Origin of the sequence: Paenibacillus sambharensis (assembly GCF_003233845.1) — a bacterium.
Classification (GTDB): domain Bacteria; phylum Bacillota; class Bacilli; order Paenibacillales; family Paenibacillaceae; genus Paenibacillus_I; species Paenibacillus_I sambharensis.
Map to the genome: position 1 here is coordinate 116922 of NZ_QKRB01000055.1, position 25264 is coordinate 142185.

The following is a 25264-nucleotide window of genomic DNA, read 5'->3' on the forward strand; positions in this document are numbered from 1 at the left end:
GTTCACCTCGAATATCGGGATATATTAATTAAGATGCCGAGCGCTGTAAGCAGCAGGGTCAGTGAAGAACCCCCGTAGCTGACAAGCGGCAGTGTGATGCCCGTTACTGGCATCATGCCGATGACAACGCCAATGTTGATAAAAACCTGCACGGCCACAATGCCAATAATGCCGATCGCAAGCAGGCTGCCGAACAAGTCGGGGGCCATTATGGCGGTCCGCATGCCGCGCCATACAAGAATAAGGAACAAGATAATCAGCGCCGCGCCTCCGATAAACCCAAGCTCCTCGGACAGAATGGAGAAGATAAAATCGGTCTGCGGCTCAGGCAGGTAGTTATACTTCTGCCGGCTCATGCCGAGCCCGAGTCCAACCAGGCCGCCGGGACCGATCGCATACAACGACTGGATCGACTGGTAGCCGGCCCCGAGCGGGTCCTGCCAGGGATCCAGAAAGGCTGTTATACGCTGCATCCGGTAAGGAGCTGCTATGATCAGGCCGACCAGCCCGGCTACTCCCACGAGCGCGAGCGACATCAAGTGCTTGAGCCTGGCACCCGCCGTAAAAATAACCAGCAGTGCCGCACCCATCATAACCGCTCCGCTGCCGAGATCAGGCTGCAGCATGATCAGGCCGAACGCCGCACCCATAATGCCCAGCGGAGGCAGCAGACCCTTGGTGAAGTGAACAATCAGCTGCTGCTTATCTGACAAATATTTGGCCAGGAATATAACCATCGCCAGCTTCATGAACTCGGATGGCTGGATTCCGAACGAGCTGATGCCAAGCCAGCTGCGCGCACCGCCGCGCACGACGCCGACGCCGGGAATAAGCACGAGGAGCAGCAGACCGAAACAGACCAGCAGTGCGGCAAGACCCATTCTGCGCCACACCCAGTAATCTGTATTGGCGGTGAAGATCATCGCGCCGATTCCTAGCGCCGCGAACAGCAGCTGCCGTTTTACATAATAATAAGAGTCACCAAAGTCATGAAACGCGAGTACGGCACTGGCGCTGTATACCATGACAATACCCATCGTCAATATGAAGGCAATGGCGGCAATCATCCAGATATCCGGGGCCTTGCGGGCTTTCGTCATCTAAGCGACACCTCTTGCTATGAATAGTAGGGACTAGCCCTCTATTACAAGGTATGCGCCGATTCCTTAAAAATTCGCCCCCGCTGCTCGTAAGATTGGAACATATCCCAGCTTGCGCATGCAGGAGACAGCAGTACGGCATCTCCAGGGCGCGCAAGCGCGGCTGCTTCACGAACCGCTTGACGGAGTGTGGATTCGGCATCCTCCAAAGGATCGACCGTAACCACTTCCGTTAAACCTGCAAGCTCAGCAACCCGGCTGATCTTCTCCCTCGTCTGTCCAATAGACACAACAGCACGTACCCGGCTCTTGAACATGGGCAGCAGATCCATGTAATCGGAGCCGCGGTCAAGTCCGCCTGCAATGAGCACGATCGGCTCTTTAAGAGACCCTACGGACATTGTTGTTGCGGTCGGATTCGTGGCTTTTGAATCATTGTAATAAGCCACACCCCGGAACGAGCCGACATACTCCAGCCGGTGTTCGACTCCACGGAAGCTCCGCAGCGGCTCGGCCAGCAGCTTAGGATCTGCTCCAGCAGCCAGCACGGCTGCGACTGCCGCGAGCGCATTGGCCGCGTTATGCCTCCCTGGTATCCCCAGCTCCGCTGCTGCAGCTATCCTGATTACGCCCTTATCCGACTTCCAGACAATTTGCCTGCTGTCCACAGCTGCCTTATCCACTTCACCTGCAGCCGGGTAAGGAGGCTCCAAATAAACGCCGGAGTCCAGCCTTTGATAAGCGGCAAACGGAAGCAGACGAGCCTGCAGCATTTCCGCCAGCCTGCGGCATACCGGGTCATCCCAGTTCAGTACGGCTGTGTCCTCGGAGGTCTGATTCGCGAACAGCCTGGCCTTGGAGGCCACATAGTCGTCCATGTCCCCATGGTAATCCAGGTGGGTCTCCGCCAGGTTAAGCAGCACTGCGACGCGAGGCTTGAAGCTTGAGGTACCCTTCAGCTGAAAGCTGCTCAGCTCCGCCACTACCCACTGGTCAGCGGTCGCTTCTTCAGCAGCCTCGCATAGCGGACGGCCGATGTTGCCCGCCACGATCGGCTTCATGCCAGCCGCCTCCATCAGCTTGCCGGTCCAGGTTGTGGTTGTCGTCTTGCCATTCGAACCGGTTATGCCGATAATCGGCGCGGGGGACAGCCAGTAGGCAACCTCCACCTCGGTCACAATCTCGATACCCAGCGCTTCCGCGGCACGGACGGGTCCGACATGATACGGTATGCCCGGATTCTTAATGAGCAGCGCGGTTTCCTCTGTAATCAAGTCTTCGGGATGGCCTCCACAGATGACAGAAATGCCCAAAGCATCCAACTCTGATGCTTCGGGACACTTTTCCCTCTCTTTTTGGTCATTTACAACAACAGCTGCTCCATATGAGTGAAATACTTTGGCGACACTGACGCCGCTCTTGGCAAGACCGAGCACGACGACGCGCCGGCCGCGGTAGGTTTGCGGATGATTCATGGTGACACTCCTTCGTGTTGGAAAGCAGCAAGGCTGCTGACTGTGGTAGATTCGGCTGGCAGAACAACTGCCGCCGTGCCGCTGTTACATCAAGCGGTAGAGTGCAAGTCCGGCTGCCGCAAACAGAATGCCGACCGCCCAGAAGGAAGTAACAACCTTCCACTCCGACCAGCCCGACAGTTCAAAGTGGTGATGAATCGGGCTCATCTTAAAGATTCGTTTGCCCCGCAGCTTGAAGGAGCCGACCTGCAGAATAACCGAAAGCATCTCGAGTACGAACACACCGCCGATCACGATCAGCAGCAGCTCAGCCTTCGTCAGAATCGCTACCGCGGCAAGCCCGCCACCGATACCGAGCGAACCTGTATCCCCCATGAACACCTTGGCCGGATGCGCATTGTAAACCAGGAAGCCCAGTACAGCACCGATCATAGCGGCCGAGAAGACAACTGATTCATATTCGGCCGTTTGCAGTGCAATCAGGATGAAAGCGCCGAACGCAACAGCGCTCGTCCCCGACAGGAGGCCGTCCACACCATCGGTAAAGTTAACGGCATTGCTAGTCGCAAACAGGATAATGACGACAAAGATGTAATAGAACCACTGCAGATCGAAGCTCAAATCTGTCCCTGGCACAGCAATGGCGGTGCTGTGGTTCATTTGATACAGCAGGACGCACATGATGATGGAGAAGAGCAGCTGTCCGAACAGCTTCTGCTTCGCCGTCAAGCCAAGCGACCGTTTGAAGGCAATTTTGATATAGTCATCCAAAAAGCCGATCAGACCGAACCCGAGCGAAGCGGTAATCAGCACCCAGAACTCCATAGTATGGTCTGCGAATTTCAGAAACGAAATGACCATGGCCAGCATAATGATAATGCCGCCCATTGTCGGCGTACCCTTCTTCTTCAAATGGCTCTGCGGCCCGTCACTGCGGATCTGCTGGCCAAACTTCATTCTCCGCAGCAGCGGAATAAATAAAGGCCCGAGAACAACCGCTAGCAGGAAAGATGCACCGAGCGCAAATAATATGACCTTTATGTCCAAGACGACTCCCCCTGTCACCGCTCTAATGCCTGAACGGTTTCTTCCATGCGCATGCCGCGCGAGCCCTTCACAAGCACGAGATCCTCTGATCTCAGCTGCTCCCGCAAATAGTCATTCAGCGCAGCTTTATCTTCGAAATGCCGGACATTCTCTTCACCCAACCGCGGCTTCGCCCCTTCAGCCGTATGCCAGGACAGCGGCCCATAGGTCAGCAGCCGGTCTACCGCACCGGGTCTAAGCATCGCCCCGATCTCATAATGAAGCTGCTGCTCCTCAGGTCCAAGCTCCAGCATATCCGCGAGCACAAGCCATTTGCGATTGAAGCCAGACAGCTCGCTGACCAGACTGATAGCCGCACGGACAGCGGTAGGATTGGCATTGTACGCGTCATTCAGCAGGGTTGCCCCGTTAAATGCCCGCAGCGATTCGATTCTCATGCCAGTCAGCCGTACTCCGGCCAGCCCTGCGGCAATCTGCTCCTCCGTCAAGCCGCAGAGGCGCCCTGCAGCAGCAGCCGCTGCAGCATTGGAAATGTTGTGGCGGCCGGGAACGGGCAGCTCCAGCATTACGCTGCCTGCCGTACCCTCCACTGCCGAGCGCAGCCGGAAAGCGGAAGACTGAACGCCTATGCTTACCGGCTCCGCCCGCCAGTCACAGCTTTCACCGAAGCCGAAGGTCTGCACCCGTACATCTTCAGCCAGCGTAATCTGCCCGGTTGTCCCGGTCAGCAGCGGTTCATCGCCATTGATCAGCAGGACACCGCCGGGTGTAATACCCTCCGCGATCTCCAGCTTCGCTTTGGTAATTCCTTCGCGCGAGCCAAGCTGCAGCAGATGCGCGTCCCCAATGTTGGTAATTAAGGCAATCTGGGGCTGCGCAATGCGGGTCAGCAGACTGATTTCCCCAAAGCCGCTCATCCCCATCTCCAGCACCGCATAGTCCACGGTCTCATCCATTGCCAGAATGGTAAGCGGAAGTCCGATATGATTGTTAAGATTACCTTCGGTTTTATGTACACGGAAGCGGACAGCAAGCACGGCTGCTGCCAGATCCTTCGTTGTGGTCTTGCCATTGCTGCCCGTAATGCCGACAATCTTTACAGGGAGCTGCCTCCGGTACGAAGCTGCCAGCTTCTGCAGCGCAGCCAGCGTGTCCGGCACGAATACAAGAGGCATGGCGCTGAGTTCATCCGGCACCAACCTGTCCTGCTGCCAGAGTGCAATGGCTGCCCCTCTCTCAAAGCATTCAGCAGCGTATTCATGGCCGTCAAAGCGTTCCCCTGCAAGCGGGATAAACAATTGGCCCGATGCGGCTCTGCGCGAGTCGGTGGTTGCCCCGCTGAATCGTTCACCGCCCCGCTGCTTTGCTGCTCCGTTAAGTGTCCCCCCGCACATGCCTGCCAGCTCTGTAAACGTTCGATTAATCACGGGCGTAATCTCCTTATCGCTTCCTTGGCTTCCTGCCGGTCATCAAAGTCGAGAATTTCCTTGCCGACGATCTGATAGGTTTCATGGCCTTTCCCCGCAATCAATACTACATCGTCAGAGCTTGCCATTTCAACCGCTTTTTGAATCGCTGCACGCCGGTCTATCTCCAGCATGTAGCGGTCAGCGGAGACGCCTTTTTCCGTAAGCCCCGCTTCAATATCTGCCAGAATGGCCTGCGGGTCCTCGGTACGCGGATTATCCGACGTCACAATGACATAATCGGCATAGCTTGCCGCAATCTGTCCCATAATCGGCCGCTTGGTACGGTCGCGGTCTCCCCCGCAGCCAAACACACAGATGACCTTGCGCTCCGCAAATTCACGGACTGCTCTGAGTACATTTTCCAGTCCGTCCGGGGTATGCGCATAGTCCACGATGACCGCAAAGTCCTGGCCAGCCTGAACCGCCTCAACGCGTCCCGGCACACCCGGAATAGCTTCCAGACTCGCCTTGGCTTCTTCAAGTGAAATGCCCTCCGCAAGCGCGGCAGTCAGAGCCGCAAGTGCATTATAGACATTAAACTTGCCGACCATCTGCAGGGTTACATCCGTCTCTCCCTTGAACGTACGCACATGGAAGGACGTCCCTTGCGCGGTAATCCGGATGTTAACCGCACGCACATCCGCTTCGCTGTCGACACCGTATGTAATTACCTCAACAGCAGCAGCCCGGGCGTATGCCGCTGACGCTTCATCGTCCGCGTTAAGCACGGCCGTTACCCGTTCATCCGGATCTGCGCCAAATGTATTGCCAAGCCGGGCAAACAGCAGCTCTTTCGCTGCAGCATACCGGTCCATTGTCCCGTGGTAGTCGAGATGATCCTGCGTCAGATTCGTGAACACCGCCGTCTTGAAGCGGCAGCCCTTAACCCGTCCCTGTTCAAGGGCATGGGAGGAAACCTCCATCGCACAGTACTCCGTGCCTGCGTCAGCCATCTCGGCCAGATACCCCTGCAGCTCAAGCGCTTCAGGCGTCGTTCCCGACATCGGATATGCTTTGCCGTCGTAGCGGCGCTCGATGGTGCCGATCACCCCTGCCTTGCGGCCTGCTCCCTGCATAATCCGTTCGATCAGATAGGTGGTAGTCGTCTTGCCGTTAGTCCCGGTTACTCCGATAACCTTCATCTGCCGGCTAGGCTGCCTGTAATACCGGTCTGCCATTGCTGCCATTGCAAGGCGGCAGCTTTTCACAATAATTTGCGGCACCTGAAGCGGCAGCAGCCTCTCCACGACCAGCGCAGCAGCCCCCCCGGCAACCGCCTGCCCGGCGTAATCGTGACCATCCACGGTATGACCCGGCAGGCAGATAAAGAGATTACCCGGCTTCACTTTGCGCGAATCCGTCTGCAGCCCGGTAACGGTGATGTCTTCCCCCTCAAGCCGGGAAGTAAGCAGGAGACCCGCCAATTCACTCAGCAGCATATCTATTCCTCCATTATAGGGTTCATCTAGAACCTTCTAGTCTCATTATGATCCATGGTTATGATTTTCAGGCGTTTCCTTGCCCAAATAAATGCGTATGGTAGAACCTCGCTCCACCCGTTCGCCTGCCGCCGGAGCCTGCCGGATCACATAGCTGCCGGTACCGGCTGACGATAAATTGAAATTCATGTTCAGATCCTCGTAGATCTCGGACACACTCTTGCCGACCAGATTCGGCACTTCAACAATCGGCGTTTCGCCATATTTGTAATCCCGCTCCACCTGGTCCTTGCGGGGCTCAACGCCTAGCGCGACAAGCGCATCCGCCATGATACTGCGGACGATTGGCGCAGCCACGACGCCGCCGAACTGAATGCCTTCCGGGTCATCGACTGCCACATATACGACGAGCTTCGGATTGTCTGCCGGCGCAAAGCCGATGAATGAGACAATATGCTCATCGGCCGAATACCGGCCGTTGATGACCTTCTGGGCGGTGCCTGTTTTGCCGCCTACCCGGTAGCCGTCAATAAACGCATTGCGTCCGGTGCCTTTGGCTACAACGCTTTCCAGCGCCTCCCGCACCTGCTTCGATGTCTCCTCCGAGATTACCTTCCGCACCGCTTCAGGTTCAATGGTGTCCACAACCTGGCCCGTCTCCGGGTTAATCCATGCTTTGGCTACATGCGGCTTATAGAGTGTCCCGCCATTGACAGCCGCCGACACGGCGGCCACCTGCTGGATCGGGGTAACCGATACGCCCTGGCCGAATGAAGTCGTCGCCAGCTCCACCGGCCCCACCCGATCGAGCTTGAACAGGATCCCGTTCTCCTCGCCCCGCAGATCGATTCCCGTCTTCGTTCCGAAGCCGAAGCCCTTGATATAGTCAAACAGCTTTTCTTTACCCAAACGCTGACCCAGTGTAACAAAACCCGGGTTGCATGAATTTTCCACGACCTGCAGGAAGGTCTGGCTGCCGTGCCCGCCTCTTTTCCAGCAGCGCAGCCTCGCCCCGCCAACCTCAATAGCACCCGGGTCAAAGAACGTCTCGTTGTGCAGGTCTACCTTCTTCTCTTCCAGCGCAGCAGCCAGCGTAATAATCTTGAATGTGGACCCTGGCTCGTATGTCATCCAGATCGGAAGGTTCCGGTTATATACTTCGGAAGGCACCTCCCGGAATTTGTCCGGTTCATAGGTCGGCCTGCTGGCCATGCCCAATATTTCACCGCTTCCCGGATCCATCGCAATGGCAATGATCTGCTTGGGCTGATGCTGCACCATGGCCTGGTCAAGCTCACGCTCCATGATCGTCTGCACCTGCTTGTCTATGGTCAGCTGCAGATTCAGACCATCCCGCGGCTTCTGGTAAGTATCCGTAGAGCCGGGCATCAAATCACCCTTGGCATCCGACAGATAGGAGATGTGGCCTGACATGCCGCTCAGACGTTTGTCATAGGTAAGCTCCACACCGGTTAGGCCCTGGTTGTCGATCCCGGTAAAGCCCAGTATATGAGCCGCCAGACTGCCATAAGGATTGTATCGCTTGTTATCTTCTGCCACAACAATGCCCGGAAGCGCAAGCTCGCGGATTTCCTGTGCTTTCTCCGTCGAGATTTTTCGGCCTCCGGGCTGAATGCGGACGATTCTCTCCTTCTTGGTGATCAACCCGTATACCGTCTCTTCCTTCAGATCAAGCACCTTGGCCAGCTTGGCAGCCGTCGTCCTCGCATCCTCCACCTGAACCGGAATCGCCATAATGGTCGGAGAACTGATGTTGTACGCCAGACGAATGCCGTTTCTGTCGAGGATTTCTCCCCGCTTGGCTGTGAATGGAATTTCTCTGCGCCACGAGTTCTCAGCCTTCTCCGAAAGCTCCTTGCCGATACCAAGCTGCACATACCCCAAACGAAACACCAACGCCATAAAAGCGGCTATGACGCCCAGCAGTATAAAGAACAAGCGGCGCCTGACCGTTACCCCAGATATTTTCATGCTATATCCTCCTCCGAACGCCGAAATTTCCGCGAAAGCCGCTTCCATTCCAGCCTATTCGGACGAGGTATTCATTAGAACAACCCTTGTGCGATGGGACCCTTGCCGGTATTTAATTGCCGTTCCCGGATCAGCCTGACGGCGGCGGACTCTCATCCGTTGTGCCCGCTTCGCCTCCCGCCTGCGCCGCCTCACCTCCGGCAGCTCCTGCCGGCTCTGAGGTCGCAGCAGCACTTCCGGCAGGCTCCGGCTGCACAATCGCTTCGCCGGGCGGCTCCAGTACCAGCTTAAAGACCCGCTCACCCTGCTGCTTGGCCACCATCTGAGAAGTAACAAAGCCTTCGCCCTCGGTTATACAGCGCATTTCCAGCAGCGAGCATACCTCAAGGGCATCCCGCAGCGACAATCCCCTCACATTCGGCACCGGCAGCTTGCTCCGCTCCTCCGTGATCAGATAAATCCGCTGGAAGGAGGCCATGGCCGTACCCGGCTTCGGAACCTGCTGCAGAACTGTCGTTCCGCTTCCCACAACCTCATAGGTCATGGCGTTCGCCTTAAGCTCCGACTTGGCCTGCGACACTTTAAGCTCGGTCAAATCGGGAGCTGTCAGCACTCTGTCCTTCCGCCCAGCCGCCTCCGCCTTGATGGCATTCGACGGCGTCACGCCCATATAGCGCAGGCTCTGTTCCACAATTTCCTTGAACACTGGTGCGGCAACCGAACCACCACCAACAGAGTCACCTTCCGGTTCATCTGCTACGACATAAACCACAATCTGCGGGTTCTCAACCGGCGCATAGCCGATGAAGGAGACGATATATTTGTCATCTGCATAACCGCTCTTATTCGAGCTCGTTACCTTCTGGGCCGTACCGGTCTTGCCTGCGACGCGATAACCCTCAATATATGCGTTCTTGCCCGTGCCAATCTCCTGGTCGGAGACGACCTGCTCCAGGTACTCGCCTACCTTGCGGGCAGTATCCTCTGTTATTACCTCGCGGACCACCTTAGGCTGTGTGACCTGTTTCTTCTTCGTTACCGGGTCCTCGATTTCTTTGATAATATGCGGCTGCATCAGCTTACCGCCGTTCGCTATGGCTGCAATCGCGGCGACCTGCTGAATCGGGGTCACTTGAACCGTACCTTGCCCGTAGGTCAGCGTCGCCTTCTCACTCTCATACCGGTATTTCACCATGCCGGTGCTCTCTCCGCCGATCTCCAGCCCTGTCTTAGCCCCGAAGCCGAATGCTGTAATATATTTCATCAGCGTCTCGGTCGACATTTTGTTGTAACCCAGCTCAATGAAAGCTACGTTACTTGACCGCTTCAGCCCTTCCAGGAACGTAATGGTTCCCCAGCCGCCGCGCTGATGGTCGTTGATCGTTCTTCCCCCGATATAGCGGCTGCCAGACTTATAAGTCTCATCCGGATTAAAAACCCCTTCCTCTACGGCCGCTGCCAGCGTAACCGTCTTGAAGGTAGAGCCCGGTTCCAGCAGGGCACGAACGGCATAGTTATAATCCGCCCCTGGCTTCATCGTCCAATATTCATTCGGGTTATAATTCGGATAATTGGCCATGCCGAGAATTTCCATCGTATTCGGATCTGCTGCAATCGCGGTTATGCTCTTCGGCTTATACTTGTCGTACGCTTCCTTAATAGCCTTCTCCACATAATATTGGATCTCTCTATCGATGGTCAGGGCCACATTGCTGCCGTCCTGTGCCGGAACATACTCGACTTCGCCATTGGACAGCTGGACCTGACGCCCGTCCCGTTCATATACGAGCTTGCCGTCCGTGCCTGCGAGCTCCTCATTCAGCGACAGCTCCATGCCCGTTACCGCTTCGCCTTCCTTATTGACATAACCAAGCAAATGGGAGGCTCTCCGGTCATTCGGATAGTAGCGCTTCTGCTCCTCAATCAGGTAGATGCCAACGTCCTTCTCATCCGTCAGCTTCTGCAGCTCCTCGCGGAATGCAACGATCTTCTCTTCCATCTCCTTGTCGAGCTTCTTGCCTTCTCTGCCAAGCTCTCGGTGACGATAGTACTTCCCGTCTTCGTCCTTCTTCGTGACGGCATCCCGCAGCTCGCTTTGCTCTTTGCCCAGCAGCGTATGGAGCCCGCTCACCACCTGGTCGGCAATGCCAAGCTTGTTAATAATCTCGGGATTGACGGCTACCGTGTACCCTGCTACATCCATAGCCAGCACATTCCCGTTGCGGTCCGTAATAGTTCCGCGGGTGGCCGGTATTTTCTGAAAGGCGGCCCAGGAATCCTTCGCCCTCTCGTACCACAGGTCAGCGTTAACCACTTGAACAAAATAGACACGGCCGAGCAGAATAACAAAAAGGAGGGTCATGATCCCCCCTATAAGAAGCGTGCGAAGCTTTATTCGTTTCGTCATCCCAGCCACCTACTCCCGCATGGCCGTCTGGCTGTTCCGATCGCCGATTTCGACTGCAATGACCGGTTCCTCGGATTTCACCATCCCGGACTGCTTCGCTTTTTCGATAATCGTACCCGGATCACTCAAGGTTTCAACCTGCTTCTGCAGCTCACGGATTTCCAGCATCAGCGCACTTTGATCCCTCGTAAGCTCCTTGATTTCAACATTCAGCTGATAGATTTGCGCATAACGGAAAATGATAACCCCTGCCACCACTACACACATGAAGATGGTGAACAGGTAGAGCAGCTTCTCCTGCACCGGCAGTGTCTTCTTGCGGACCACGACTCGCTTGCGCTCTTGGACGGACGGGCGGTGCTCAGGCTGCTTCTTCGGCTGCATAGCCAGGTTACCGTGCATGTAAGCCATAAAATTAGTTTGCCCCCTTCAAAAATATTAGGTCATAAATAAGTAATGCTATTAAATAATCATCCGTTGTCGGATGAAAATGGCGACAGATACAGGCAGACGGGAGCTGTCACCTTTGCTCCCCTGCCTTCGCTTCTACAGCTTCTCGGCAATACGCAGCTTGGCGGATCTTGCCCGCGGATTACTCTCGAGCTCCTCTGGCCCCGGTACAATCGGCTTGCGGTTGACCAGCTTGAGCTGACCGTTGCTGCCGCATACGCAGAGCGGGAAATCCGGCGGACAGGTGCATTTTTCTACAAATTTCGCAAAAATCTGCTTGCAGATCCGGTCCTCAAGAGAATGAAAGGTGATGACAGATGCACGCCCGCCCGGCTTCAAACATCTTACAGCCTGCAGCAGCGCTTCCTCTTCAGACTTGAGCTCGTCATTGACAGCAATTCGCAGCGCCTGGAACGAACGCTTGGCGGGATGTCCGCCTGTTCGTCTGGCAGCGGCCGGGATACCGGCTTTAACCAGCTCAGCGAGCTGTCCCGTTGTCTCGATTGGCCCTTCTTCACGGGCTTTCACGATCTTCTTGGCAATATTCCGGGCAAAACGCTCCTCACCGTACCAGTCCAGGATTTTGGAGATTTCACGTTCTTCCCACTCGTTAACAATCTCTCTGGCTGTAAGTGTCTCCGACTGATCCATCCGCATATCAAGCGGCGCGTCATGGTTATAGCTGAAGCCCCGCTCGGCTTCATCAAGCTGTGGACTCGATACACCCAAATCGAACAAAATGCCATCCACCTGCGGCACGCCATCCTGCATCGGCACGCCTGTTTCCTTCAAAGCCGCTTCCAAATACCTGAAATTGCTCTTGACCAGTGTTACCTTATGTATGTAAGGCGCCAGCCGCTGCTTCGCATTCTCATGAGCTGAGTCGTCCTGATCGAACGCGATGAGGCGTCCGCCGTCTCCCAGCTTGGACGCGATCAGCTCGCTGTGCCCTGCACCGCCAAGCGTACAATCCACATAGATGCCGCCCGGCTTAACAGACAGGCCCTCCACTGCTTCTTCCTTAAGCACCGTAACATGTTCAAACATCGGAATCTTAGCCCTCCCGGCTTTATAGTGTTCCGAATCGGGGCCTTCTGTCAGAAGTTGAAGTCCATATCAACCAGCTTCTCGGCGATTTCATTAAAGGTTTCCTCCGATTGCTGGTAGTAACCTTCCCAGATCGCCTTGCTCCATACCTCCACCCGATTGGACACGCCGATTACAACGCAATCCTTATCGAGCTTGGCATATTCACACAAATGATTCGGTAAATTTACCCTTCCCTGTTTGTCGAGCTCGCATTCGGTCGCTCCTGAGAAGAAGAACCGCGAGAACGCCCGCGCATCCGACTTCATCAGCGGCAGCGACTTCAGCTTCTGCTCCAGCACACTCCACTCACTCATCGGATAAACGAATAAACAGTTATCGAGTCCACGGGTGACGATAAACTGGGCGCCGAGGTTTTCGCGGAACTTCGCGGGAATGGTCAGCCGGCCTTTATCATCAATGTTATGCTGAAATTCTCCCATAAACATCCGGCCGCTCCACCCCTTCCCCCACAATCACCACTTTGCCCCACTTTTCTCCACTCCGGATGAAATATTCGCCACCTAAAATAAAAATCCTGCTCCGAGAGCAGGATTTTTTTGAATTATTTTATGAGGTTAAAAATCTCTCATCATTTAGGACTTCGCTTGGTCAGCCAGACGGACCAGCATATGCGCGAGCATATGGCGCTGTTCCTTGTCGCCTACCTTCCACAGCTCTTGCAGCAGCTTCTCCTCACGGTTACGCGGCTCCTCATTGGCTGCCAGGTAATCCGCTACCTTCTCCGCTGTCTTCGCCAGCTGCTCCTCGCCAAGGCCCAGCTTCTGTCCCAGCTGAACACGCTTGCCGAGATAATTGATAAACGTATCGAAATTGCTGAGTATCTCATCCTTCTGTTCCGGCTTGATCTTCGCGATGGCCTCATCTACGTTATTCGTTTGAACACTGCCGTCTTTTTCCATTACATGGTTACGTTCGTTCATCTGTAACGCCTCCTTGTAGTGTAAGATCTGCACATTATTAAATAACCTTTGGAAGTGAAAGGTAACCATAATGAGAGTTTCCTCACGGAGCCGCACTTGACACATTTTTATATAAAAAAAAGAGGCTGACTCAAATGGTAGCAAACATGGTGTGGACTTTTTCTTGCAGCTTCATCTTGTGGCCCCATACTGTACTCACTCATTCAAAAGCCCATATCGGTGTGCCGTGGCCGATCAAAGTTAACAGTAAAAAAGGCGCCGCTGGATCTCGCTCCCAGCGGCGCCTTCTGCCTATTTTCCACGATGCACCAGTATCATCTTCGATGATTTATGGGCACCTCTTCTCCCTGTTATTAATTCACAAGGCTTGCCTCAGTGTTCCTGCCAGCTGTCGAGATACTGCTTCTGCTCCTCGGAGAGCCGGTCAATATCCGTGCCAAGCGAAGCCAGCTTGATCCGTGCCACCTGCTCATCCAGCTCGTAAGGAACATTCACGACCTGGTTGCCGATCTTCTGATAGCAGTCATTAACATACTTCAGAGACATCGCCTGGAGGGCAAACGTCATGTCCATGATTTCTGCCGGATGCCCGTCTCCTGCAGCCAGGTTTACGAGACGGCCCTCAGCAAGCAGATAAATGCTTCTGCCGTCCTTGAGCTTGTACTCTTCAATGTTGCGGCGAACCGTGCGGATGCTTGTCGACATCGCCTCAAGCTCCGGCTTGTTCACTTCGACATCGAAGTGGCCTGCGTTCGACAGGATTGCACCATTCTTCATCACTTCGTAATGCTCGCCGCGGATAACATCCCGGTTGCCTGTTACGGTTACAAAATAGTCGCCCTGCTTGGCGGCCTCGATCATCGGCATGACGGCAAACCCGTCCATGTAGGCTTCAACCGCTTTGATGGCATCGATTTCGGTAACAATAACGTTGGCGCCGAGCCCCTTTGCACGCATCGCTACGCCCTTGCCGCACCAGCCATAGCCGACGACGACAACCGTCTTGCCCGCGACAACCAGGTTGGTCGTCCGGTTAATGCCGTCCCACACCGATTGACCGGTACCGTACCTGTTATCGAACAAATATTTGCAGAATGCATCGTTAACAGCGACCATCGGGAATTTCAGCGAGCCTTCCTTCTCCATCGCCTTCAGGCGCAGAATGCCTGTAGTCGTCTCTTCCGCACCCCCCCGGACACCTGCAAGCAGATCCGTCCGCTCCGAATGCAGAATAGTGACGAGGTCACCACCGTCGTCAATAATAAGGTCCGGCTTCGTCTCCAAAGTCCGCACCATCAGCTCCTTGTATTCCTTCGGATCAGGATTGTACTTGGCAAACACCGTAATGCCATCTTCTACAAGCGCTGCACACACATCATCCTGCGTGGAGAGCGGGTTGCTGCCCGTAATCGCCACTTCCGCTCCGCCTGCCTTGACTACCTTAGCCAGATAGGCAGTCTTCGCTTCCAGATGAAGCGAGATTGCAACGCGGAGCCCCTTGAACGGCTGCTCCTTCTCAAACTGCTCGCGGATCTTGTTTAATACCGGCATATGGGCCTGTACCCAATCAATCTTCAGATGCCCTTCGCGGGCCAGTCCCATATCTGTCACAATACTGTTGTTCACTGCACTCATTTATCTGATCCTCCCTGATTAGCTGCCGTTACCGGCGCCCATGTGCTTGTTATCCTATCCACCTGCTGAGATAAATAATACCGGCTATAGCCGGATATGATAATGCCCGCCCGCCGGATCGAAAGGAACGCCCAGCAGCTCCTCCAGCCAGCGGGAACCATACCGGTTCCAGAACACGGTCAGATTAAGCACGCGCTCCTGCGGCTTGCCTTCCGGCTGAATCCATATGCTGATGCGGTCCCAGCGGCTGAGCTCTGTGTCATGCCGCCGTTCATGTGCTTCCTTGGCCTTGCCGTGCAGATAACGGATCTGGGCGAGGATGCGCTCTTTATTGTCTGCGCCAATGGATACCAGGCCCTTCTCCACCTGCGGCAGCTTATCCAGCAGCGGAGCGTAGATCGTTTCAAACTCCCGCTCAGTCCGTGCAAACACTTCATCCAGCTGCCAGTCATCCTGGCTGTTCAGCCAAGCTTTCTTCCGCTCATCCAGTCCTGCACGAGCCTCTTCCATGCTGATTCCAAAGTGATCCATCCACTTCTCGATCGAGCTGTCTGTGACGGTAAAGGAGGTCCGCGGCACAACGAGCGGCATGCTCATTCCGAATACGCGGAAGGCTTCAGTTGTCTGTGCCCAATACGCAATCTCGCCCGGCCCCAGCACGGTGGCCAGAACCGGCAGCAGATAATCCTGCATAAGCGGGCGCGTCAGCACATTATTGCTGAACAGCTCGGGCCACCGGCCGGCTGCATCCAGCAGCTTGTCTGGCGCAATGGCGAAGCTTTCCTTCCGGTCGGTATAGCCCATCTCTCCACGATAGAGCAGAATACGTTCACCCGCCAGCTGGCGTTCAGCGGGGACCAGGCGCTCATCACGATACAGGAACAGATGGGCGCAGTTCGGTTGTGCTTCTGCTTGAAGCGGATAGCCCATAGCCGTAAGCTGTTCGCCAGCGGATGTATAAGCCTGTTCCAGCCGGCCGCCCTCGCTCAGCATGCGTTCGAACATTGGCGCCTCCAGCTTGCGCAGCGCCGGGTCATCCGCATCGAGCAGCACCAGACCCTCACCTGCAAACAGTACGGTAAGCAGTGAAGCGAACAGATCCGTTAATGTGCTAGCCTGCTCTGCAGCCTTCTCCAGCATACCAAGCAGCTCCGGCTTGAATAAGGTGTCCGGAAGCGTGTCCGCCAGCTGCTGGATCTGCTCCCGCCATACAGCCGGAACGACTTCCGTACGGGTGACCGAGGTGCGCGGATGCTCCGGCCGGCCGGCCGAAAGCTTGCTGAGCTCATACCCCGAACCGATTACATAAGCATGGTTCGCCTCATCCCAGTCATGGTCCTCACCGGCAATCCAGAATACGGGTATGACCCTTTGTCCGAGCTCGCGCTCCGCATATTTGGCCGCATTAATAATCGATACAGCTTTATGTATAACCATGGCAGGTCCTGTCCATAAGCAGGCCTGATGGCCGCCCGCTACCGTAAATGCACCGCTGCCTACAGCAGCAATGTGATCCTCTGTCAGTCTGGAGCAGCCATAACGCCGGTTGAACGCCAGCAGCACGGCTGCAACCTTCTGGGGATCGGCCTTAGGCCGCTCATTAGAGCGCAGCAGCTCCGCCCTCCGGCGCCAATCCTCCGGGTTCGCCGGGTGGCCGCCGAAATGCTGCTCAAGCGCTGCATCTTTACGGTTTATATAGGCGTAGGGCAGGGGGTGGCCAACCGGCACAGTCAGCGTTTCAACATTCATGATATGCCCTGAACCTCCTGTTATGCGCGAGTATGCCTTGATTGTACACAACGCGAGAGAGTAACGTCAAAAAAAATAATGATACCAATATGTATGTGCATATGTATATGTAGATTTATGGATGCTTATGTTCGGCTTCCGTTCAAATCACCTTCCAGAACGCCTGCCCGATCCCAATGACCATAAGCAGCAGGTACATCGCACTCATGACAAAAAAGCTGAGCCGCCAAACAGCTCTTGCGATCCGCTTCGCATTCACTTCCCCCTTGGCCCGGTACTGCAGATTGCCTAGCAGCCCGCCGCCGATAAGCAGTACAAGCAGAATGCCATAGAAGCCAAACCTCGTGCTGAACACTTCATTAAATAATACAGCCACGCAGCCGATCAATGGGAATGTTGTTACATCCATCGCCAGCCGGAAGCCCTTCTTACGGTCCTTCTTGTAGGCCGCGTAACCGAAATATACCGCGATAAAAGGTATAATCGGCATCACAGCCATCACTGCATATATCGTCTGGATACTAGCCAGTATCGTCCCCACCAGCATTACGCCCCTTCCCGCTCTGCTCTGCAACCGCTGCGACTAAGTCCACGAGCGCCAGGTTAAGCGGCGCGGCCATGCCAAGCTTCTCCGCAAGCTTCACGACTCCGCCGTTGATGGCAGCGATCTCGGTCTGCCTCCCGTTCCGGATATCCGCAAGCATAGATGAGCGGTTGTTTGCCGTCTTCTCGCAAACCGTCAGCAGCTCCTCCCACTCATGACCAGTTTCAGGCAGCCCTGCCGCGAGGAGAACTGCCATCGTCTCCTCATGGAGCTTCTTCATCAGCTCCGGGACTCCGGGCTGCTGCTGCAGTTCACCGTTCCGGACACCAAGCAGAGCAGTCAGCGGATTAATAACGGCGTTAACCAGCAGTTTGCGATAGATTCGATTGTTGATGTCTTTCGACATAAACGCTGCTATTCCTGCCTCGTTCAGCGTATTCAGCAACATTTTCTGCCACTGCGCATCCCTGCTCTCTCCCATATGCAGCTCACCTTGACCCGTCAGCTGAACCGTTCTGCCATCCTGTCTCAGCGCGCCTTCCGTTGTTACCGCCGGGATGAAGGTTATACCAGGAAGCTCAGACTGAAGGTGCTCGATATGTCCAACCCCGTTCTGCAGGCACAGCACTGGCAGCCTCTCCGCCGCAAGCTCCTGGATCAGCCTCAGCAGCACGGGATCACTTATATGAGTCTGCTTGACTGTAAGCAGCAGGCATTCAGCCCCGCCCCGCTTGTCTGCTTCGCGCCAGGACGGATATTCCGCCGCTGCGGCCGCCTGAACGGGTGCTGCAGCTACCGTTCCGCTGCTGCCCACAACAACAATCCCCTCAGCCGCAAGCATGCCGGCCTGCCCCGCAGTCCTTGTCCAGACCATGACCGGACTTCCTGCCAAAGCCAGCCGGCCCGCATAGGAGAGACCGACCGCTCCCCCGCCAATAATATGAAACCGCAAGACTACCGCCCCCAATCTTCCAGCTTATTGTAACAAAAAAGGACATAAGCCAAAAGAAAAAGCACTCCGTATACTTTAACGGAATGCTTCTGCCGCGCTGCCTGGTTATTCAATTCGTTCAAGGTTGCCGTTGGCATCCATCTTGAACCGGTGCTTCGTATCCTCTTCTTCGTTCAGAACCGCCAGCCGGCGGGCCCGGTCCATGATTTGGATGAGTGTTTTGTAATCATCGTTGACCGAGCGATAGTCCGTCTGTACATTGTTCACTTCGCGTGTCAGGCGTTCATTCTCTACCCGCAGGTCAAACATTTCCTCATCCTTCTCCTTCAGTTCCTTCTCCAGCGTCTTGATCTGGCGGTTCAGGTCCTGATAGGCGTTTCGCCACTGTCTGAGGAAGCGGATGACCGCATCCATTGTCAGCGTCTCTTCACCGGCGATCTCGCTCTTGTACGAGCGGTCTTCTGTATCCAGAACAACCGCTGATACATGCGGAACGGCCGACGCCGACTGCTTCTTCATATAATTCCGCTTTTGCCGCTGCTGCTTGGCCAGCTGGATCGCTTCCTCATAGCGCTTGCGTACACAGCTGTTCCACCGGAATCCGCAGGCTGCGGATGTCCGACCGATTCGTTCCCCGACCTCTTCAAAAGCCGCAAGCTGCGTGCTGCCATCTCGGATATGCCGCAGCGTGACTTCCGCCAGGATCATATCGTCATCCGGGCTCCACGCATCTTGTCTGACTGCTGTCATGCATTGATAACCTCCTAACGTAAAAGACGCTTACTTTATCACTATGCCCTTGGTAGAGTTCATAGAATCTATCGCATACTAAAATGTATATCCACTTTTTGTGAGGCTCATACATGCGGAAGGACAAATCCGGGGATACTTGCCATGATAAAAATCATAATTCGGCAAAATCTTTTTCATTTTCAAGCCGAAACAGTTTACATCGAACAAGCCGCGGCGTTATAATGTTGTGTAGTAATCAGATCGTGCGATACGAGAGGGGGCTGAATGCGTGGCACGTATGTTTCGGGTACTTGGCTTCTGGACACTTGTCATCGGCCTGATGGCCTTTGCAGGTCATATGATCGAGATGGCAATGTTGTTTTTCTTCCAGACAGCTGTTTTCGTCCTGTTGGGCTACTTGAATTTCTCGGAACGCACATACATATTGATGTTCTGGGGATATATGATTATTTCATTTGTCGGATTCACATATTGGTCGGTCTTCGAGATGGGTCTCCCATTCTGATCCGCCAAGCCAAAAAGGGGCAGTTTGACACGGGGTTTGCGAACCCCGGTCAAACTGCCCCTCTTTCGTTCTTGCGCAGCACCATTACCTGAAACCGCTCACTCATCCCATCACTCAGCAGCAGCTGGCGCACCGCACGGTTGCGCCTTGCCTCCGGACAGAATGGATCAGGATTGTCATGCTCACGCAGCTCATCAAGGATGCCCGCCCGGATTAGAAACTGCTGCTGGGAGCAGTATTCCGCCACCTGCCAGCCCTCCGACTCCGCCGCCTTCCTTACAGCCGTGAAATTAACATGAGCCGTTATATCCTGGCTGCCAGGGTCCCTGTAGGGATTATCGTGGGCGACATGCCGCTTATAGCAGAGCAGAGTGCCGTTCATCCGGTGCGGGCCTGTCAGCTCCTCCGCCTCAGCTCCATAATCGATCAGAATAATCATCCCGCTGCCGAGCACCCGGCACAGCCGTTGCAGCCACTTCATCCCTTCCACATTCAGCTCCGCCCTTTGATGCTCCCGCAGCTCAAGCTCATGCCAGAGCACCGCTTGTTCCACCTCCGGACGTATGTCCTCCAGCACACATTCCCGAAAAGGATCAGTATTTCCGCTGTCTGAAACCGCAGCTCCCAGCTCCTTCAGCTTGCCGCCCAGCTGGATAATCCTGTGAACAGGAAAAGCATCCAGCAGCTCATTCGCAATAACAACCGCTCCCTGCCCGGCTTCCCGCAGGTGCTCCCATGCTTCGTCAGGCTCCAGCAGCCTTATATGCTCTGCCAGCCCTTCCTCAGCTGCCGCCTGATAAGCAGCCTTGAGATGGCTCCTGCTGGAGTCCACCATCCTATAAACAGGCAGCCTGCTTCCCTGCATTCCCATAAGCCTCCATCTGGCCAGCATCTGCAGGCCAAGCCTGCCTGTTCCCGCCCCCCATTCCATAATGTATAGAGGATTCCCGGCAGCTAACGCATGCTTATTCAGGTAGTCAGCGAGCATATCGCCCATCAGGCTTCCAATGCCTGAACTTGTATAAAAGTCACCCTTCCTGCCCACGCGCACTGCCCCATCCCGGTAATAGCCGAGTCCTTCGGCATACAGGCATTCCGCCATATAGTCCCGAAAGCTGATGGCCTGTACATACCGCTTCCTTCCCGATCCATCCAGCAGCCAGCCGGCAGTTCCTTCTGCCGTAATACGGTCCCTTATCCGCGCATGAAGCAAGGTCTCTCTATCCATACCAGCACCTCTTTCCGGTCGCACTTTACTGTTTCTTAAGGACAAAAAGACTGCCAAACGATTATAATAGTAGCATTGCTTGCATAATATTGTCCCATAACCGCATACAAGGAGGACCCTGTAATCGTGATATCCCGATGGTTCAGGCAGGCAGCCGGGTTATTAGCCCTCCTGCTGTTCATCTGGTTTGTTCATCCGCCGCTCGCATCAGCCGAACAAGCTCAGGAGATCAATGACGAGGAGCTCAGGCTGCTGCTTGAGAAAAGTTTATCCATTACCGAGCTGGATAAGGAAATTGCCCGGATCGGTGCTCAGAAGGAACAGACCTTAGGCCGGATCCGTGAGCTGACACAGCTCATTGAACGTAAGAGTGTCGAGCTTCAAGAGCAGGAAGCCAAGGCGGGAGATGTTATTCGCGCCTACTATACAGGCGAACGCGATTCACTTATCGGCGCCGTTCTTTCCTTCCAGAGCCTGCCCGATTTATTCCTGATGCTGGACTATTTCGATGTCATTATAGCGAACGACAAAAAATCGCTTGACGGATACAAGGAACAGTACCGCGAGCTGCAGAAGGAACGCGAGAAGCTGGCGGAGGACGAGTCCCGCCTGTCCTCGCTTGAGACAAGCCTGCTGGCCCAGCGGGAGCGGATCGTTCGCCTTCAGAGCGATGTCGACAGCTCGCTTGCAAGCAGCGGTGACGCAGACCGTCTGCGCGTGCTGATCGACGAACTGGTTGCTTATTGGGAAACGGCGGGCATGCATGAGGTCAAACGGTATTTCCGCGCCCTGGCGGAAACGATGAAGGAGCTTCCAGGCTGGCTTCAGGAGAATCCCAGGCTGATGGAGATGAACGGACTCTCATACACCCTGCGCCTGCCGGATGATGAGCTCAACCGCTTCCTGCGAGAACAGAATGATCTGTTCGATAATTTCCAGTTCCGGTTCGAGAACGGCTTGATTGCCGCAAGCGGAAGACGTGAGGGCATGGAGATCAGTCTGACCGGCCATTATCTTGTTGAAGATGAGCCTGTGCACGCGATCCGTTTCTACACCGATGAGCTAAAGTTTAACGGCTTGACGCTCCCTGACACAACCGTACGCGATCTGGAAGACAGCTTCGATCTCAGCTTTTATCCGCAGCGCCTGGTATCATTCGTAAAGGCAGATTCCGTCGTGATTGAAGATGGCGAACTTGTAATCAAGCTTTCCGTAGCGCTGGAGTGACACAAGAATGCAGAATAAACCCTTTACCCACGCATCAGCTGGACGAGAATCAGTCCGGCTGGTGCATTTTTTGTAAACTGACCGGCCGCCCTTGCATGACCCGCAAGACTCATCCATAATACGAATACATCTACTACAAAGTCCGATCTTATTATTCTTCACCATCATGGAGGTGTGCCTAAATTGCCTATGCAGTTTGTGACTGGAATTGAGATGGCTCTGCCTGAAGGAAAACTTCCGGGCTTCTATGCCCAGATCATTAAGAAGCTGGCTTCATCGGGCGGCGTAGCCGACCGGGACAAGAACCTGCTGTTCGTTAACCCGGACCGAATGGAAGCGGTTATGGATGTCCTGCAAGCCTACAAGGCTGAAACGGAAATTGGACCCTGGCTGCTGTTAGGTTCAGCAGACGACGGCTGGACTACCGGCTCTCTCTGGACGGATTACGGGGTTGAGACGCGCTCCGGCAACCTCTTCGCCGATCTGAATCTGGCCGCTGCAGTACAGCTGGAGGACAAAGGTGACGCGGCTGAAGCCCGGCTGGCCGGCATACAGCTGGAAGAGCATGCCATCGCTACGCATCCGGCTTCCCGTACGTATGTAATAGACCGCCAGCTTCTTCCGCTTGCCGAGCGTATTGGAGAAGCTTACCGCTGCCTCGTTACCGAATACAGCAGCAAATCTTAAGGAAATACTGCAGAGCCTTATGAGAAGCTGCGCATTTATTAGAGAGGGAGCCCTTCCAGGCTCCCTCTTCGCTTATTACAGCAGATCAGCCGCGAGCTGCGCGAGCTTGGACCGCTCACCCTTTTCCAGCATCATATGACCGCTCAGACTCTCGTTCTTGAACCGTTCCACGATATACGTCAACCCGTTGCTTACGGTGTCCAGATAGGGATGATCAATCTGCTGCGGATCTCCCATCAGAATGATTTTACTGCCTTCACCCACACGGGAAACAATGGTCTTCACCTCATGTTTCGAGAGATTTTGCGCCTCGTCAATGATGATAAACTGCCCTGGGATTGACCGGCCCCTGATATAGGTGAGCGCCTCCACCTGGATGCTGCCGAGTCCCATCAAGATCTTGTCGATGTCGCCGGATTTCTTGGTATCGAACAGGAACTCCAGGTTGTCATAGATGGGCTGCATCCAGGGACGAAGCTTCTCTTCTTTCTCACCTGGCAGATAACCGATATCCTTGCCCATGGGCACCACCGGTCTCGCAATCAGGAGCTTCTTGTATTTATGTTCATCCTCGACCTTGGACAATCCCGCCGCAAGTGCTAGCAGTGTCTTGCCTGTTCCGGCTTTGCCCGATAAGGTGACGAGGGGGATATCATCGTTTAGAAGCAGTTCTAACGCCATTCGCTGCTGGGCATTGCGGGCAGTTATGCCCCACACGGCTTCGTTGCTCAGGAAGAGCGGCTCAAGCCGGGCTCCATCGCTGCTTACCTTAAGCAGCGCAGATTTGGATGTGCCCATTTCATCCTTCAGAATCACGAACTCATTCGGATACAGCTTGGAAGCACCAGGTACCGATTTGATACTTAGGAAACGGTAGGTGTAGAACTCGTCAATGATCGAAGGATGCACATGAATATTAATGTAGCCCGAGTACAGATCGGACGGCTCTACCGTACGGTCAGACAGGTAATCCTGCGCCTTCAGGCCGAAGACATCCGCCTTTACCCTGACAAGCACATCCTTGCTGACCAGCACAACCTGCTTCGCTGCCTCCTTCTCTATCTCTTCCAGATGATAGTTCAGAGCCACAGCCAGTATCCGGTTATCGTTAGACATTTCGCCGAACATTTCCTGCACTCGCAGGAAGCTGCGGTGGTTCAGCTCGACCTTCAGCACCCCCCCGCCTTCCAGCTCTATACCTTCATGAAGATGCCCGAGATCCCGGAGTCCGTCCAGCAGGCGGGATATCTGGCGCGCGTTGCGGCCCAGCTCATCTGCCAGACGCTTCTTCGAATCGATTTCCTCCAACACCACGGCGGGAATAATAACTTCATTGTCCTCGAAGGCGAATATGGCCTGCGGATCATGAAGCAGCACGTTGGTATCCAGCACGAATATTTTTTTCATTGTGAAACCTCCCGGCGTCGGATATTCGGATTTAATGGTATACATAGCTGCAGTCCATTACGGGCAAGCTAGGGGCGATGCTCGATACGTGATAGGAAAGGTTGGTGGCGCATGTGGTACTGAAATGGCTGGCTCTAGTACTGATAATCTGCCTGACGGCAGGCTGCGGTACAGCCGCACGCAATGAAACATCACCCTCCCCACAACAAGATCCGAACCTCACAGTCCAGCAGCGCGGCACGCAGGCTGACATTCGTGATGATGCCGAACTTACTGCACGGCATCTGGAACAGCTCGCCATGAGCATTCCCGGCGTGCTCAGCGCCCGCTGTGTTGTGATTGGCGGCACGGCTGTAGTTGGCATTGATGTGGAAGAAAATCTTGAACGTGCCAGGGTCGGAACATTGAAATATACCGTGGCAGAAGCTTTCCGTAAGGATCCTCTCGGTGCGGAAGCATTTGTGACGGCAGATATGGACCTGGCGGCACGTATTCGGGAAATACGGGAAGATCTTGACCGCGGACGTCCCGTTGCCGGCTTCGCTGAAGAGATGGCCGACATCATCGGACGGATTGTTCCGCAGCTTCCAAGGGATACGACGGCAATCGATGCACCTGAGGCACAAACCAGCGGCACCAGCAGATAAGCCACAATTAACGTCTAAAGATGACAAAAAGCCTAGTGATTAACCATCACTAGGCTTTCTTCATGGCCGCGAACACCTGTCCATCCAGTTTGTCCGCTGCACGCTTGTCGTATGTTTTCTCATATTCAGGGGCCACGGACAGTCTCGCTCCATAGAACATCGCATCCCTTACATCGCTAATCTCGATGTCGAAGCATACGAGCTTAAAGGGAACTTCATCGAGCGCTTCCGTGACAAGGTTCGTCAATCCATATACAGCATATACCGACCCCGCTGCGAACACCGTTACGCTGGCCTCCGGCTTCGCGGACAAGTTGGCGACGAGCCGGGATCTGCCATCTACAGCAAATCTCAGCCGGTTCGGGTTAACGGCATATACCCATGAAATGGCATTTGATGTCGGTTTGCCGCTCTCAGCATCAGTGGTGTGCAGAAGAACGAACGATTCAGTCTGAAGTGCTGTGTGGAGTGCTTCAGGCAGTGCAGTTAATGGTTCGGTCACCCGCATGACCTCCTTGGAA

23 protein-coding genes are annotated in these 25264 nt (G+C 54.8%); 4 read left to right on the top strand and 19 right to left on the bottom strand.

Features of this window, described 5'->3' with window-relative positions; genetic code table 11:
- Nucleotides 1-2: 2 nt before the first annotated feature.
- The 16 genes from spoVE to DNH61_RS20615 form a co-directional block, all read right to left on the bottom strand.
- Nucleotides 3-1100, bottom strand: a complete 1098-nt coding sequence (gene spoVE, locus DNH61_RS20540; protein WP_111148700.1) for a stage V sporulation protein E — start codon at nt 1098-1100, stop codon at nt 3-5.
- Between the two features lie 44 nt (nt 1101-1144).
- Complete coding sequence (gene murD, locus DNH61_RS20545; protein ID WP_111148701.1) at nt 1145-2575, bottom strand: UDP-N-acetylmuramoyl-L-alanine--D-glutamate ligase; 1431 nt, start codon at nt 2573-2575, stop codon at nt 1145-1147.
- A gap of 84 nt (nt 2576-2659) precedes the next feature.
- Entirely contained in the window at nt 2660-3622 is a 963-nt protein-coding gene (gene mraY, locus DNH61_RS20550; RefSeq protein WP_111148702.1) for a phospho-N-acetylmuramoyl-pentapeptide-transferase, read from the bottom strand.
- A gap of 14 nt (nt 3623-3636) precedes the next feature.
- Entirely contained in the window at nt 3637-5049 is a 1413-nt protein-coding gene (locus DNH61_RS20555) for a UDP-N-acetylmuramoyl-tripeptide--D-alanyl-D-alanine ligase (protein ID WP_146241104.1), read from the bottom strand.
- Nucleotides 5046-6530: a UDP-N-acetylmuramoyl-L-alanyl-D-glutamate--2,6-diaminopimelate ligase gene (locus tag DNH61_RS20560; RefSeq protein ID WP_111148703.1), complete on the bottom strand. Its 1485-nt coding sequence runs from the start codon at nt 6528-6530 to the stop codon at nt 5046-5048. Before DNH61_RS20560 ends, DNH61_RS20555 begins: the two co-directional genes overlap by 4 nt.
- Before the next feature lie 45 nt (nt 6531-6575).
- The gene (locus tag DNH61_RS20565) at nt 6576-8522 is read right to left on the bottom strand and encodes a stage V sporulation protein D (protein WP_111148704.1); all 1947 of its coding nucleotides are present in this window, start codon (nt 8520-8522) and stop codon (nt 6576-6578) included.
- 130 nt (nt 8523-8652) lie between these two features.
- Nucleotides 8653-10929 carry a penicillin-binding transpeptidase domain-containing protein gene (locus tag DNH61_RS20570; protein WP_111148705.1) on the bottom strand — a complete coding sequence of 759 codons (2277 nt, stop codon included), beginning with the start codon at nt 10927-10929 and terminating at the stop codon, nt 8653-8655.
- A 9-nt stretch (nt 10930-10938) separates the two neighbouring features.
- A complete protein-coding gene (gene ftsL2, locus DNH61_RS20575; RefSeq protein ID WP_111148706.1) occupies nt 10939-11340 on the bottom strand; it encodes a cell division protein FtsL in 402 nt (133 codons plus the stop codon).
- A 135-nt stretch (nt 11341-11475) separates the two neighbouring features.
- Nucleotides 11476-12426 carry a 16S rRNA (cytosine(1402)-N(4))-methyltransferase RsmH gene (gene rsmH, locus DNH61_RS20580; protein ID WP_111148707.1) on the bottom strand — a complete coding sequence of 317 codons (951 nt, stop codon included), beginning with the start codon at nt 12424-12426 and terminating at the stop codon, nt 11476-11478.
- A gap of 50 nt (nt 12427-12476) precedes the next feature.
- Nucleotides 12477-12914 carry a division/cell wall cluster transcriptional repressor MraZ gene (gene mraZ / locus DNH61_RS20585; RefSeq protein WP_111148708.1) on the bottom strand — a complete coding sequence of 146 codons (438 nt, stop codon included), beginning with the start codon at nt 12912-12914 and terminating at the stop codon, nt 12477-12479.
- Between the two features lie 147 nt (nt 12915-13061).
- Complete coding sequence (locus tag DNH61_RS20590; RefSeq protein WP_111148709.1) at nt 13062-13409, bottom strand: DUF3243 domain-containing protein; 348 nt, start codon at nt 13407-13409, stop codon at nt 13062-13064.
- A 372-nt stretch (nt 13410-13781) separates the two neighbouring features.
- Nucleotides 13782-15044: an adenosylhomocysteinase gene (locus DNH61_RS20595; RefSeq protein ID WP_111148710.1), complete on the bottom strand. Its 1263-nt coding sequence runs from the start codon at nt 15042-15044 to the stop codon at nt 13782-13784.
- Between the two features lie 84 nt (nt 15045-15128).
- Nucleotides 15129-16793 carry a bacillithiol biosynthesis cysteine-adding enzyme BshC gene (gene bshC, locus DNH61_RS20600; RefSeq protein WP_111148711.1) on the bottom strand — a complete coding sequence of 555 codons (1665 nt, stop codon included), beginning with the start codon at nt 16791-16793 and terminating at the stop codon, nt 15129-15131.
- Between the two features lie 142 nt (nt 16794-16935).
- A complete protein-coding gene (locus DNH61_RS20605) occupies nt 16936-17340 on the bottom strand; it encodes a DUF3397 domain-containing protein (RefSeq protein ID WP_111148712.1) in 405 nt (134 codons plus the stop codon).
- Entirely contained in the window at nt 17315-18289 is a 975-nt protein-coding gene (locus DNH61_RS20610) for a ketopantoate reductase family protein (protein ID WP_181438807.1), read from the bottom strand. Before DNH61_RS20610 ends, DNH61_RS20605 begins: the two co-directional genes overlap by 26 nt.
- Before the next feature lie 105 nt (nt 18290-18394).
- Nucleotides 18395-19039, bottom strand: coding sequence for an RsfA family transcriptional regulator (locus tag DNH61_RS20615; protein ID WP_111148714.1), 645 nt, complete (start codon nt 19037-19039; stop codon nt 18395-18397).
- A gap of 271 nt (nt 19040-19310) precedes the next feature.
- Between DNH61_RS20615 and DNH61_RS20620 the strand changes: the two genes are divergently transcribed.
- Nucleotides 19311-19547, top strand: a complete 237-nt coding sequence (locus tag DNH61_RS20620) for a DUF2626 domain-containing protein (protein WP_111148715.1) — start codon at nt 19311-19313, stop codon at nt 19545-19547.
- 49 nt (nt 19548-19596) lie between these two features.
- Here the strand turns inward: DNH61_RS20620 and DNH61_RS20625 are convergent, their stop codons facing one another.
- The gene (locus DNH61_RS20625; RefSeq protein WP_111148716.1) at nt 19597-20775 is read right to left on the bottom strand and encodes a class I SAM-dependent methyltransferase; all 1179 of its coding nucleotides are present in this window, start codon (nt 20773-20775) and stop codon (nt 19597-19599) included.
- Between the two features lie 126 nt (nt 20776-20901).
- Between DNH61_RS20625 and DNH61_RS20630 the strand changes: the two genes are divergently transcribed.
- Nucleotides 20902-22002 carry a coiled-coil domain-containing protein gene (locus DNH61_RS20630; RefSeq protein ID WP_111148717.1) on the top strand — a complete coding sequence of 367 codons (1101 nt, stop codon included), beginning with the start codon at nt 20902-20904 and terminating at the stop codon, nt 22000-22002.
- 183 nt (nt 22003-22185) lie between these two features.
- Complete coding sequence (locus tag DNH61_RS20635) at nt 22186-22689, top strand: hypothetical protein (RefSeq protein WP_146241106.1); 504 nt, start codon at nt 22186-22188, stop codon at nt 22687-22689.
- Nucleotides 22690-22764: 75 nt separating this feature from the next.
- Here the strand turns inward: DNH61_RS20635 and DNH61_RS20640 are convergent, their stop codons facing one another.
- Nucleotides 22765-24096: a PhoH family protein gene (locus DNH61_RS20640; RefSeq protein ID WP_111148719.1), complete on the bottom strand. Its 1332-nt coding sequence runs from the start codon at nt 24094-24096 to the stop codon at nt 22765-22767.
- A 113-nt stretch (nt 24097-24209) separates the two neighbouring features.
- Here DNH61_RS20640 and DNH61_RS20645 point away from each other — a divergent pair, with 113 nt between their 5' ends.
- Nucleotides 24210-24743 (top strand): YhcN/YlaJ family sporulation lipoprotein, encoded by a 534-nt coding sequence (locus tag DNH61_RS20645; RefSeq protein ID WP_111148845.1) that lies wholly within the window; start codon nt 24210-24212, stop codon nt 24741-24743.
- A 49-nt stretch (nt 24744-24792) separates the two neighbouring features.
- Here the strand turns inward: DNH61_RS20645 and DNH61_RS20650 are convergent, their stop codons facing one another.
- Nucleotides 24793-25245 carry a pyridoxamine 5'-phosphate oxidase family protein gene (locus DNH61_RS20650; RefSeq protein ID WP_181438808.1) on the bottom strand — a complete coding sequence of 151 codons (453 nt, stop codon included), beginning with the start codon at nt 25243-25245 and terminating at the stop codon, nt 24793-24795.
- Nucleotides 25246-25264 lie beyond the last annotated feature (19 nt).